The organism is Dietzia psychralcaliphila, from assembly GCF_003096095.1.
Taxonomy (GTDB): Bacteria; Actinomycetota; Actinomycetes; order Mycobacteriales; family Mycobacteriaceae; genus Dietzia; species Dietzia psychralcaliphila.
Window position 1 is genome coordinate 2,160,499 of record NZ_CP015453.1, and the last position, 12,072, is coordinate 2,172,570.

Sequence of the window (12,072 nt, forward strand, 5' to 3'; positions counted from 1 at the left end):
CTTAGTCACTTCCTGCGCTAGCGGCGAGCGCACCAGCGCCACCGACAATCTCGCTGATTTCCTGGGTGATCTGTGCCTGGCGGGCCTGGTTGGCCTCGCGGCTCAGGCCTTCCACCAGTTCGGTCGCGTTGTCCGTCGCCGACTTCATTGCCGTGCGGCGTGCCGCAGACTCCGACGCCGCCGACTCGAGCAGCGACGCGAACGCCCTCGTCGACATGTACCTCGGGAGGAGGTTGTCGAGCAGAGTGTCCGCATCGGGCTCGAAGGTGACCTCCGGCTTGAACTCCGTCTCCGGCGAATCCATGTAATCCTCGCCCAGATCCAGCTCCTCGATCTCGACGCGGGTCTCGATCGGGGCCAGTCGCCGCGCACGCGGGGTCTGCGTGAGCATCGACTTGAACTGGGTGTAGACGATGTGGACCTCGTCGACGCCCTTGCGGGTGGTGTCCCCGGGGTAGTCGCTCCCGAGGAACTCCGTCGCGTCGAACGTCTCCTCGCCGCCGGCCGCGAAGGCGGCGGACAGCAGCTGGAAGGCCGGACGGGCCTCCTGGTAGTCGGGCTTCTGGGAGTGTCCCTGCCACGAACCGGCGAGTTCCACCTCGCGGAACGTGTAGTACACGATGCCCTTGTTGCCCAGCACGTAGATGTCGACCTCGCGGCCGGCGTCCTCGAGGAACGCGATGAGCTCGGCGGCCTCCTTGAGGACGTTGTGGTTGTAGCCACCACACATCCCGCGGTCCGAGGTCACCACGAGCACGGCGGAACGCCTGGCGTCCTCCGGCTCGTTGAGCATCCGGTGCTGAACCGACGACGCACTGGCGAGGTCGGTCAGGATGGCGGTGATCTGATCGGCGAACGGCTGGGCCGCCGCGACCCTCGCCTGGGCCTTGGAGATCTGCGAGGTGGCGATCAGCTCCTGGGCCTTGGTGATCTTCTTGGTCGAATTGACCGACTTGATCCGGTCGCGCAGTTCACGCATGTTCGCCATTGCGTCAGATCACTCTCCTCTCGGCCTTGACTCGGATGGCTGTCATCGCAGGCCTCAGGCCTTCTTCTTCTTGGTGACCGTCAGCGTCTCACGGTCGATCTCGTCCTCCGAGAGCGCCTCGGCCTCGGGCTCGTTGACCACCCGCGAACCGTCGGAGGCGACGAAGCCCTCCTTGAACTCGTTGGTCTTGGCCTCGAGCGTCGCCTTGGACTCGTCGGAGAGCGCCGCCCCGCCGTCGATCTGGCTGTAGACGTCGGCAGCGGAGTGCCGCAGGCTCTCGAGCAGCTCGCCCTCGAACCGACGGACGTCCTCGACGGGCACGGTGTCGTAGAAGCCCTCGCCGGCGAGGTAGATCGAGACGATCTGGTCCTCGACGGCCACCGGCGAGTTCTGGTCCTGCTTGAGGATCTCGACCAGTCGCTGTCCACGCTCGAGCTGCGCCTTGGACGCGGCGTCGAGATCGGACGCGAAGGTCGCGAAGGACTCGAGGTCGCGGTACGCGGCGAGGTCGAGACGCAGCGAACCGGAGACCTTCTTCATGCCCTTGGTCTGGGCCGCGCCACCGACTCGGGAGACGGAGATACCGACGTTGACCGCGGGGCGGACACCGCGGTTGAACAGGTCGGACTCGAGGAAGACCTGGCCGTCGGTGATGGAGATGACGTTGGTCGGGATGAACGCCGAGACGTCGTTGGCCTTGGTCTCGATGATCGGCAGACCAGTCAACGAACCGCCGCCCATCTCGTCGGAGAGCTTGGCACACCGCTCGAGCAACCGGGAGTGAAGGTAGAAGACGTCACCCGGGTAGGCCTCGCGACCCGGCGGGCGGCGCAGCAGCAGCGAGATCGCACGGTAGGCGTCGGCCTGCTTGGACAGGTCGTCGAACACCACGAGGACGTGCGCGCCCTCGTACATCCAGTGCTGACCGATTGCCGAACCGGTGAACGGCGCCAGCCACTTGAAGCCGGCGGAGTCGGAGGCCGGGGCCGCCACGATGGTGGTGTACTCCATCGCGCCGTTCTCCTCGAGCGTCGCCTTGACGCCCGCGATGGTGGAGCCCTTCTGGCCGATCGCGACGTAGATGCAACGGAGCTGCTTGGTCTTGTCGCCCGACTCCCAGTTGGCCTTCTGGTTGAGGATGGCGTCGATGCAGACCGCGGTCTTGCCGGTCTTGCGGTCGCCGATGATGAGCTGACGCTGTCCGCGCCCGATCGGCGTCATGGCGTCGATGGCCTTGATGCCGGTCTGCATCGGCTCCTCGACCGGCTGACGCTCCAGCACGGACGGTGCCTGCAGCTCCAGGGCGCGGGTCCCGGCGGACTCGATGTCACCGAGGCCGTCGATGGGCTTGCCGAGCGGGTTGACGACACGGCCGAGGAAGCCGTCGCCGACGGGCACGGAGAGGACGTTCCCGGTACGGCGCACCTCCTGACCCTGGGCGATCTCGTCGAAGTTGCCGAGGATGACCGCACCGATCTCGCGGTCCTCGAGGTTCAGAGCGACACCGAGGATCCCGCCGGGGAACTCCAGCAGCTCGTTGGCCATCGCCGAAGGGAGTCCGCTGATGTGCGCGATGCCGTCACCGGTATCGACGACGACGCCGACCTCCTCCTTCGTCGCGTCGGTCGAAACGGTCGAGGTGTAGTTCGCAATCGCGCTGCGGATCTCTTCGGAGGAGATCGTCAACTCCGCCATGTCATTCCTGCTCTCAAAGTCGGGATGTGCTTTATGGGTGTTTCCTGAGCCACTACCGCTGGAACACGGCCGAGTCGCAGCTCGTCTTGTGCCGGACCAGCCGGTCAGCGGAGGGAACGACGCATCGCGTCGAGCCGCCCTGCCACGCTACCGTCGATGATCTCGTCACCGACCCGGACGACCACGCCGCCCAACAGTGCCTGATCGACGTCGTTGTGGATGGCGATCTCCCGCCCGTACAGCGACGTCAGACGGCCCCTGAGGTCATCCGACTGCTGCTCGGTCAACGGCTCCGCGCTGGTCACGACAGCCACGGAACGGCCGCGCAACTCCGCGGCCTGGATGGAGATCTCCATGAAGTCGTCCGCGGGCATACCGGACGGGCGGTCCACGGCCTGGGAGGCGAGTGCCTCGGTCACCGCGGTGACCTTGCCGTACAGGACCTCGGCGAGCAGACCCCGCTTGGCGCCCGCATCCGCGGTCCGGTCCGCCAGGAGCTGCTCGAACTGGGGATCGCCGGCGACGATGCGGCCGAGCCTGAACAACTCGTCCTCGACCGCCTGCAGCTGACCCTGCTGGTCCGCCGACCGGAGGAGCGCCTCGCGGCCGAGCAGGATGAGTCCCTCCCGCAACTCACGCGGGGTGGACCAGTCCCGGGACACCGCAGCGAGGAGCAGATCGAGGGTGGTCTGGTCGACCTTCCACCCGAACACCCCACGGACCAGGTCCTGTCGGGCCTCCACCGGGGCCGCGGTGTCGGCCACGGACACCCGGAGGGCGCGGTTGTCCTCGAGGACGCCCACGACCTGGAAGAGTTCCTGGCCCACCTTCGCGCCGGTGGCTCCCCCGGACGGGTTCGCCGCCAGGGTCTGCTCCAGTGCGCTCCGGGTCTGGTCGAGCGCTTCGCGACTCGCTGCGTGCATCGGCTCCACTTCCCTTAGTTCTTGCCCGCGCCGGGGACCCGGTCGAGGTCTGCCAGAAAGCGATCGATGGTGCCCGAACGCCGGACCGGATCCGACAGCTGCTCACCCATGAGCCGCTCGGCGAGATCCACCGACTGACGACCGAGGTCACTGCGGAGCTCCGCGATGATCTGCTGGCGCTGCGCCGCGAGTTGCTGGTTGCCGGCGGTGACGATGCGTTCGCTCTCCGCCTGCGCCTCGGTCTTCATGTCCGCCAGGATCTGCTGACCCTGGGCTCGCGCGTCGTCGCGGATCTTGGCCGCTTCGCTGCGCGCCTCGGCGAGCTGGGCCTTGTACTTGGCCAGCTCCTCCTTCGCCTCGGCCTGGGTCTGCTCGGCTCGACGCAGACCGCCTTCGATGCGCTCCGAACGCTCGTCGAGCACCTGCTGGAACTTCGGAAGGATGAACTTCCAGAAGAGCCACAGGATGACGGCGAGCGGGATGAGCGACCAGACGATGTCATACAGCGGAGGAATCAGCGGGTTGGGGCTGTCCTCCAGGGGGAGTGATTCTCCACCCTCGGCCGCCAAGATGGCGATGACGTTGTTCATGGTGCGTCCCTACGAGGTCGGTGGTCGTCGATCAGAACAGGAAGCCGGCGACGATACCGATCAGGGCGAGCGCCTCGGTGAAGGCGATACCGAGGAACATCGTGGTACGGAGGGTGCCGGCCATCTCGGGCTGGCGGGCCATGCCCTCGACGGTCTTGCCGACGAGGATGCCGATGCCGATGCCGGGGCCGATGGCGGCGAGGCCGTAGCCGATCGCGCCGTAACCGCTCACGGTCGATTCGGTGGCCTGGGCGAGAGTGACGATGTCCATGGGTATTCCCTTTCAGATGGCCGGTGCGGGCTCTCCCGCACCGGTCGGACGTGATTTGTCGGGTTGACAGGTGGTCGTGTCAGGCCTGACGGCCCGGGTTCTAGTGGCTCTCCGCGTGGAGCGCGAGGTCGATGTAGACCGCGACGAGCAGCGCGAAGATGTACGCCTGGAGGAAGATCACCAGAAGCTCGAACAGCGTGAAGGCGACCGACAGCAGCGAGGTGCCCACCGCGATCAGCGACCACCCGTTGAACTGCCAGAAGAAGAAGTTCGTGGCGCTGAAGAGCAGGACGAGGATGAGGTGCCCGGCCAGCATGTTGGCCATGAGTCGGATGGTCAGCGTGGCCGGACGGAGGATGAACGTCGACACCAACTCGATCGGGACGACCAGCAGGTGCAGCGCGGGGGGCAGGTTGGGGATGACCACGCTCGCCTTGACGAACTTGGCGAATCCGTACCGCTTGGACCCGGCGTAGATGAAGGTCACGTATCCCAGGAGCGCCAGCACCAGCGGGAAGCCGATCCTGGCGTTCGGTGAGATGTTGAGCCCCGGGATGATCGCTGGCAGGTTCATCGCGACCACCGAGAAGAAGATCGTGGCGATGATCGGCAGGAAACGACGTCCCTGCTCCTTGCCGAGGATCTCCTCCGAGATGTGGACCCGGACGAAGTCCAGGAACACTTCCGCCACATTCTGCATACCCCGGGGCACGAGCCTGGGGTTCCGCATGGCGAACATGAACAAACCGAGCAGGACGACCGTCATGAGCAACCGGACGATCATGAGCCGGTCCAGGACGAAGGCGTCGCCGGCGAATCCGGTCAACCACTGATCGGCCGGGAAGAACTCGTAGTCAATGCTCGGGGGATGAAACTCGCCCTTGAAGGCCAGAAGCGTGGTACTCAGTGTGTTCTCCCCTGGTCGTGTTGGGCGACATGCGCCCGAGCGCGTTCGGTACGAGTGGCCCGGTCTTCGCGGCCGTGTCGGGATTCCGCGCGAATGCCTCGGGCCGTGTCGCGGCCCGATGACGTGCTGGTCTCACCGCGGTTGAGAATAACACCCTGGTCTCGGTGCGGGGTCACAGGGGGACCTGTCAGGGGCCGGTGGGCTCCACGTACGGAGCCCGGGTCTTGAGAACGGCCCACGTCTCCCCCGCCAGCACCACGATCAGCGCGGCGATGACCGTGACGGCGAAGGCGGGCCGCGAGTAGAAGTCGAATTCGGAGAGCACTGCCACGATGCCCATGGCGGCGAGGAGTTTGACGAGCCAGGTCCCCAGCACGACGGCCGCGGTCGTCTGCGGCGCCGAGTGGGCCGTGGCGATGACCACGATCGCCGTGGTGAGCACGAACGCCCCGCCCACCGCGGCGCCCATCAGAGCGCCCCACAACCCGGGCGTACCGTCGATCGCGGTCCATGCCGCCGCACTGATCACGGCGAGTACGGCGAGTGCGAGAGCGCCGAGCCGCACCGCCTTACGGAGTCCTGCCGTATGTGGGCTCTCGGCGGGCTGCGCGGGTGTCGCGGGGATGTCCGTCATGGCGAGCAGCCTAGCGGGAGCCCCTCGGACCACTCGTGTCGCGCTGGCCGCGGGAACTCCTCAGACGCGGGACCAGGGTGGCGGCGAGGACCGAGATGAGTCCGGCGGCGGCGAGCGGCACGATCACCTCCGTCGGGAGCATGGTGGCCCCGACGGCCCCGAAGGCGATGAGCGACACCCATGCGTAGATGACCAGGGCGACCCGGCGGTGGGAATGCCCGAGGTCGAGCAGGCGGTGGTGGAGGTGCATCTTGTCGGGGGCGAACGGGCTCCGGCCGGCACCGACCCGACGGATCACCGCCATCACCAGGTCCAGCATCGGGACGAACATCGCGGCCGCCACCACGATCATGGGCGAGAGCAGGACGATCATCTCCTGCGGCCCGTACAGGCTCTGCGAGATCTTCCCGGAGGCGCTGGTGGAGGCCGCGGCGAGGACCAGACCGATCAGCATCGAGCCCGAATCCCCCATGAAGATGCGGGCCGGTTGGAAGTTGTGCGGCAGGAAACCCAGTAGCGCCCCGGCGAGGACCGCGGTGACGAGTGCCGGGGGGTACGCGCCGACCGTGCCGCCCTGGTCGAGCATTATCCCGACGGAGAACACGCAGATCGCGATGGCCGCGATGGCACCGAGCCCGGCGGCGAGACCGTCGAGGCCGTCGACGAAGTTCATCGCGTTGACGATGGTCAGGGTGAAGACCACCGTGAGCAGTCCCGCCTGGAGCTGGTCCAGGACGAGGATGTTGCCGTCCCCGAAGGGGATGTACACCAGGGTCCATGACACGCCCATCGCCACCAGTACGCCGGCTGCTGCAGCCTGACCGGCGAGTTTGGTGACCGCACCGAGGCCGAGGATGTCGTCGACGATCCCGACCAGCACGATCACCCCGCCGGCGATGATCGTCGCCTCCACGTCCGGGGCGAAGGGCGGGAACGCCCGGTTGAGTGCCGGTAGTTGTGCGGACAGGTAGACCGCGACCAGCATGCCGGTGAAGATGCCGACCCCGCCGAGGCGGGGCGTCGGCACCACGTGCACGTCCCGGTCGCGGGGATAGGCGAGGCCACCGATGGCCGGCGCCACTCCCCTGACCAGGCCCGTGACGACAAACGTGACCAGGCCGGCCGTGACCGCGATGAGCAGGAGCTCGCGGAACGGCACCCCTATTCCCACTATCAGACCACCCGGTCAGCCGCGCAGGGTCGCGGGGTCCGTCCCCAGGACCTCCCCGACACGCTCCGCGCTCACGGCCCCCTCCCGGACGATGCGGGGCGCCGGTCCGGTGAGGTCGACGATCGTCGACGGCTCACCGACCGCGCAGGGGCCTCCGTCGAGGTACACCGCCACGGAGTCGCCCAGCTGCTCACGCGCCTGCGCGACAGTCGTGGCCGGAGGCTGACCGGAGACGTTGGCACTGGAGACTGCGAGGGGCCCGACCTCGCGAAGCAGCTCTATCGCGACGGGGTGCAGCGGCATCCGGAGCATCACGGTGCCCCTGGTCTGTCCCAGGTTCCAGTTGAGGGACGGCGCCTGGTGCACGATGAGGCTCAGACCCCCGGGCCAGAAGGCACGAATGAGGTCTCGCGCGATCGCCGGTGTGCTCACGACCAACCCGTCGATGGTCTCCCATGAGCCCACCAGGACGGGCACGGGCATGTCCGGTCCGCGACGCTTGGCCGAGAGGAGGAGGGTGACCGCGTCCGGGTCGAAGGCGTCGGCGGCGATGCCGTAGAGCGTGTCCGTGGGGGTCACGACGAGCCGACCCGCACGCAGTGCGCCCGCCGCGGAACTGAGGCCGACCTCCCGGCCGGTGTCCTCGGTGCAGTCGTAGGTGATGGTCACCGGCTGATCCCCTTCCGGGCTGTCGAGTCGACCTCGTCGTCGTCGGGATGATCGTCGAGTCTCGTCGCGGTGACGAACCGCGGACGTCCGGCGAGGTCGGTGTGCTGTTCCACGTTACCGAAGCATCCCTGGGCCGAGACCACCGCCGCGACGGCGGCGCCTGTCGTGTCGTCGTGCTCCACCGCCAGGTGCCCTCCCGGGGCCAGGAGTCCGGCCGCGACATCCACGAGCGGCCTGATGACGGCGAGGCCGTCGTCTCCCCCGAACAGCGCGGTCGGCGGCTCGTGCCCGAGTACGTCCTCGGGGAGCTCGTGGGACTGCGGGATGTACGGCGGGTTGGACACGACCGCGTCGACCCCGCCCCGCATGTCCACCAGGAGGTCGGGGGCCGTGGCGTCCCCCTCGTGGACCTCGACAGGCGTGTCCCCCGCAGCGGCCCGCTCGGTGGCGTTCCGCCGGAGCCACCCGAGAGCCTGTTCGTGGAGTTCCACCGCGTGGACCCGTGCATCGGGCCTGGCGTGGGCGATCTCGAGCGCGAGGGTCCCACTCCCCGCGCAGAGATCCACCACGACCGGCCCCGGGGCCCCACCGGGTGCGGGCAGAGCGCCGAGTGTGTTCTCCACGAGGAGCTCGGTCTCCGGCCTGGGGATGAAGACTCCCGGGCCCACGGCGAGATCGAGACGGCCCGACACCGCCCGGCCCAGCAGGTACTGGAGGGGGGTGCGGTCACGGCCGCGGGCGGAGACGATCCGCTCGACCTCGGCGACCCCGGTCGGGTCCAGCCCCTCGGACAGCGGGAGCGCCGAGCGGTCGACACCCAGGACGTGCGCGCAGATCAACTGCGCCTCTACTAATGCCGAGTCGATTCCGGCGGCCTGCAGCTCGCGCGCGGCCGACCTCACGACCCCGGACGCCGGGACGGGGCGGGAGTCCACGGCCTACGCGTCTTCCATTCGCCTGCGGCGGTCCTCGACTGCCAGGGCGTCCAAAACCGCGTCGAGGTCCCCGTCGAGCACGGCGTCGAGATTGTGCGCCTTGAATCCGACGCGGTGATCCGCGATCCGGTTCTCCGGGAAGTTGTACGTGCGGATCCGCTCCGAACGGTCCACCGTGCGGACCTGCGTGGCCCTTCCTTCAGATGCCTCCGAGCTCGCGGCCTCCTCGGCCGCCGCCTGGAGCCGGACCGCGAGGACCTCCAGGGCGCGTTGCTTGTTCTGCAGCTGACTACGTTCGTTCTGACACGTGACGACCGTACCGGTGGGCAGGTGCGTGATCCGCACCGCCGAGTCGGTGGTGTTGACGCCCTGGCCGCCCTTGCCGGAGGACCGGTAGACGTCGATCCGCAGGTCCGACTCGTCGATTTCCACCGGACCGACATCCTCCGGCTCCGGGAACACCAGCACGCCGGCCGCGGAGGTGTGGACCCGTCCCTGGGACTCGGTCACCGGGACACGCTGGACCCGGTGGACACCGCCCTCGAACTTCAGGCGCGACCACACGCCGTCGCGCGAGGGCTGCCGGGACCGGATGGAGAACGAGGCGTCCTTGTAGCCGCCCAGATCTGACTCGGTCACCCCGAGGACCTCGACCACCCACCCGTGCTTCTCCGCGTACCGGGTGTACATGCGGGCCAGGTCCGCGGCGAACAGTGCGGACTCCTCGCCGCCCTCACCCGATTTGATCTCCATGAGCACGTCGTCCGCGTCGTGGGGATCCCGCGGCGCCAACAGATCCGCCAACCGCGACTCCAGTTGTGTGGCCTCGGACGACAGCCGCTCGGCCTCCTCGGCGAACGACGAGTCGTCACGAGCCAGTTCACGCGCGGCGGACAGGTCGCCCCGCGTCGACTCCAGTGCGCGGTAGCACTGCACCACGGGGGTCAGTTCGGCGAAGCGCTTCCCCACCCTGCGCGCGGCCGCCGGGTCCTCGTGGAGCGCCGGATCCGACAGTTGCGCCTCGAGGCCCCCGTACTCGGAGAGGACGTCGTCGACCGAGGACGGCGAACGCCCCGGCGCGTCTGTCACTCCTCGTCCTGCGGCAGGGTCGGAGTCGTCTTTGCCACCTGCAACAGGAACTCGTAGTTGGTGTTGGTCTTGCGCAGCTGCGACATGAGGAGGTCGATGGCCTGGTGCGAGTCGAGGCCCGACAACACCCGGCGCAACTTGTGCATGACGCTGGCCTCCTCGGGCGTCATCAGCAGCTCTTCCTTGCGCGTACCCGAGGGGCCCACGTCGACCGCGGGGAACACACGCCGCTCGGCGATGCGCCGGTCCAACTTGAGTTCCGCGTTGCCGGTGCCCTTGAACTCCTCGAAGATCACGGTGTCGCCGGCGGACCCGGTCTCGACCATCGCGGTGGAGATGATCGTCAGGGACCCACCGTTCTCGATATTGCGCGCCGCGCCCAGGAACCGCTTGGGCGGGTACAGCGCCGTGGAGTCGACGCCACCGGACAGGATGCGCCCCGAGGCGGGCGAGGAGTTGTTGTAGGCGCGACCGAGGCGGGTGATGGAGTCCAGGAGGACCACGACGTCCTGCCCCATCTCCACCAGACGCTTCGCCCGCTCGATCGCGAGCTCCGCGACCTGGGTGTGGTCCGACGGCGGACGGTCGAAGGTCGAGGCGATGACCTCACCCTTGACCGATCGCTGCATGTCGGTGACCTCCTCCGGCCGCTCGTCGACGAGCACGACCATGAGGTGGCATTCCGGGTTGTTGATCGCGATCGAGTTGGCGATGTTCTGCAGGATCGTGGTCTTGCCCGCCTTGGGCGGGGAGACGATCAGCGCACGCTGGCCCTTGCCGATCGGCATGATCAGGTCGATCACGCGGGTCGAGATGATGTTCTTCTCGGTCTCCAGGCGCAACCGTTGGTTGGGGTAGAGCGGCGTGAGCTTGCCGAACTCCGGACGGTTCCGGACATCCTCGAGGGGACCACCGTTGACCGAGTCGATCCGGACCAGCGGGTTGAACTTCGCGCGGTTCTTGCCACCCTGGCCGCCCTGCCCGCCGCCTCGGCCGCCACCCTGCCCGCCGCCCGGCCCGTCCATCTGGCCGTCGGTCTGACCGTCTCGCGGCATCTTGACCGCGCCGACGATCGCGTCGCCACGACGGAGGCCGTACTTGCGGATCATGTTCATCGAGACGTAGACGTCGTTCGAACCCGCGAGGTAGCCGGAAGTGCGCACGAACGCGTAGTTGTCCAGCACGTCGAGGATTCCGGCGACCGGCTGGAGGACGTCGTCGTCCCGCACCTCGGTCTCGCCCTCCTGCGGACGGCCACCGCCACCACCACGGTTGCGCTCGCGCCGGCGACGGCTCCGACGACCACGGCCGCTCCCGTCGTCGTCGTCACGGTTCTGGCCGTCGCCCCGCGGGCCGTTGTCTCCGCCCTGGTTGCCCTGGTTCCCCTGGTTGCCCTGGTTGCGCGGATTGCCCGAGTCACCGGACTGCTGATCGCGGTTGCGGCTGCGCCCGCCCTGCTGGTCGCGGTTCTGCTGGTCACCGGACTGCTGGTCGCGCGTGCGCCCGCCCTGCTGGTCGCGGTTCTGCTGGTCACCGGACTGCTGGTCGCGCGTGCGCCCGCCCTGCTGGTCGCGGTTCTGCTGGTCACCGGACTGCTGGTCGCGCGTGCGCCCGCCCTGCTGAGCCTGTTCCTGCTGACCTGAGGCCTGGTCGTCGCGGTTCTGCCCGCCCCGACGCTGCCGGTTCCCCTGGTTCTGGCCCTGACCCTGGTTCTGGCCCTGACCACCGCTGCGCGGGCCGTCCTCACGACGGTTCCGGTCGCCCTGGTTCTGGCCGTCACCACGATTCTGACTCTCGTCGCGGGTCTCGCCGTCACCGCGACTCCGGCCCTCCTCGCGATGCTGCTCGTCGTCGCGGCGACCGCCCTCGTCCGGGTTCCCGGGCTCGCGCCTGGCCTGCTGGCCGCGCGTGGGCTTCTGCGCGTCGGGCTGGGGGGCACTCTCCGGCGTCGCGGCGGGCGCGGACTGGGCGGCCGGCGCTTTCCCGCCACGAGCGGCGTCGATCATCGCAACGAGATCGCCCTTGCGCTTGCCGGACAGACCCTTGAGGCCCATCTGCTGGGCCAGGGTCTTGAGGTCCGCCAGGCGCATTGCTGCCAATGCAGCACCCTGCGGCGGCGTGGAGTGGGTTTCCGTCGAGGTCACGGGTGTCCTTTCTGGGCCCGGGCCGGGGCGGTGTCAACCGCCTCGCACCGAGCATC

12 protein-coding genes are annotated in these 12,072 nt (G+C 68.4%); all 12 read right to left on the bottom strand.

From position 1 onward, the window contains the following. Window position 1: 1 nt before the first annotated feature. A complete protein-coding gene (locus tag A6048_RS09910) occupies window positions 2-988 on the bottom strand; it encodes a F0F1 ATP synthase subunit gamma (protein ID WP_107747341.1) in 987 nt (328 codons plus the stop codon). A gap of 54 nt (window positions 989-1,042) precedes the next feature. After that, window positions 1,043-2,683 (bottom strand): F0F1 ATP synthase subunit alpha, encoded by a 1,641-nt coding sequence (gene atpA, locus A6048_RS09915; protein WP_107747340.1) that lies wholly within the window; start codon window positions 2,681-2,683, stop codon window positions 1,043-1,045. A 104-nt stretch (window positions 2,684-2,787) separates the two neighbouring features. Beyond that, window positions 2,788-3,606 carry a F0F1 ATP synthase subunit delta gene (locus A6048_RS09920; protein ID WP_107747339.1) on the bottom strand — a complete coding sequence of 273 codons (819 nt, stop codon included), beginning with the start codon at window positions 3,604-3,606 and terminating at the stop codon, window positions 2,788-2,790. Between the two features lie 14 nt (window positions 3,607-3,620). Then, the gene (locus tag A6048_RS09925; protein WP_107747338.1) at window positions 3,621-4,196 is read right to left on the bottom strand and encodes a F0F1 ATP synthase subunit B; all 576 of its coding nucleotides are present in this window, start codon (window positions 4,194-4,196) and stop codon (window positions 3,621-3,623) included. A gap of 31 nt (window positions 4,197-4,227) precedes the next feature. Next, complete coding sequence (locus tag A6048_RS09930) at window positions 4,228-4,467, bottom strand: ATP synthase F0 subunit C (protein WP_107747337.1); 240 nt, start codon at window positions 4,465-4,467, stop codon at window positions 4,228-4,230. A 100-nt stretch (window positions 4,468-4,567) separates the two neighbouring features. After that, window positions 4,568-5,359, bottom strand: a complete 792-nt coding sequence (atpB, locus tag A6048_RS09935) for a F0F1 ATP synthase subunit A (RefSeq protein WP_107747336.1) — start codon at window positions 5,357-5,359, stop codon at window positions 4,568-4,570. A 202-nt stretch (window positions 5,360-5,561) separates the two neighbouring features. Then, the gene (locus tag A6048_RS09940) at window positions 5,562-6,008 is read right to left on the bottom strand and encodes a Cg1360 family ATP-synthase-associated protein (RefSeq protein ID WP_107747335.1); all 447 of its coding nucleotides are present in this window, start codon (window positions 6,006-6,008) and stop codon (window positions 5,562-5,564) included. Window positions 6,009-6,018: 10 nt separating this feature from the next. Continuing rightward, window positions 6,019-7,179 carry a glycosyltransferase family 4 protein gene (locus tag A6048_RS09945; protein WP_107747334.1) on the bottom strand — a complete coding sequence of 387 codons (1,161 nt, stop codon included), beginning with the start codon at window positions 7,177-7,179 and terminating at the stop codon, window positions 6,019-6,021. 15 nt (window positions 7,180-7,194) lie between these two features. After that, a complete protein-coding gene (locus A6048_RS09950) occupies window positions 7,195-7,848 on the bottom strand; it encodes an L-threonylcarbamoyladenylate synthase (RefSeq protein WP_107747333.1) in 654 nt (217 codons plus the stop codon). Continuing rightward, window positions 7,845-8,783, bottom strand: coding sequence for a peptide chain release factor N(5)-glutamine methyltransferase (gene prmC / locus A6048_RS09955; protein ID WP_107747332.1), 939 nt, complete (start codon window positions 8,781-8,783; stop codon window positions 7,845-7,847). The genes A6048_RS09950 and prmC overlap by 4 nt, the downstream gene beginning before the upstream one ends. Window positions 8,784-8,786: 3 nt before the next feature. Continuing rightward, window positions 8,787-9,872 carry a peptide chain release factor 1 gene (gene prfA / locus A6048_RS09960; RefSeq protein WP_107747331.1) on the bottom strand — a complete coding sequence of 362 codons (1,086 nt, stop codon included), beginning with the start codon at window positions 9,870-9,872 and terminating at the stop codon, window positions 8,787-8,789. Continuing rightward, window positions 9,869-12,016, bottom strand: a complete 2,148-nt coding sequence (rho, locus tag A6048_RS09965) for a transcription termination factor Rho (RefSeq protein WP_108835167.1) — start codon at window positions 12,014-12,016, stop codon at window positions 9,869-9,871. Before rho ends, prfA begins: the two co-directional genes overlap by 4 nt. Window positions 12,017-12,072 lie beyond the last annotated feature (56 nt).

Bases quoted from the DNA above. Each gene is read 5' to 3' on its own strand.
- A6048_RS09930 (WP_107747337.1), bottom strand. From the start codon at position 4,467: ATGGACATCGTCACTCTCGCCCAGGCCACCGAATCGACCGTGAGCGGT.
- A6048_RS09920 (WP_107747339.1), bottom strand. From the start codon at position 3,606: ATGCACGCAGCGAGTCGCGAAGCGCTCGACCAGACCCGGAGCGCACTG.
- A6048_RS09910 (WP_107747341.1), bottom strand. From the start codon at position 988: ATGGCGAACATGCGTGAACTGCGCGACCGGATCAAGTCGGTCAATTCG.
- A6048_RS09925 (WP_107747338.1), bottom strand. From the start codon at position 4,196: ATGAACAACGTCATCGCCATCTTGGCGGCCGAGGGTGGAGAATCACTC.
- atpA (WP_107747340.1), bottom strand. From the start codon at position 2,683: ATGGCGGAGTTGACGATCTCCTCCGAAGAGATCCGCAGCGCGATTGCG.
- A6048_RS09940 (WP_107747335.1), bottom strand. From the start codon at position 6,008: ATGACGGACATCCCCGCGACACCCGCGCAGCCCGCCGAGAGCCCACAT.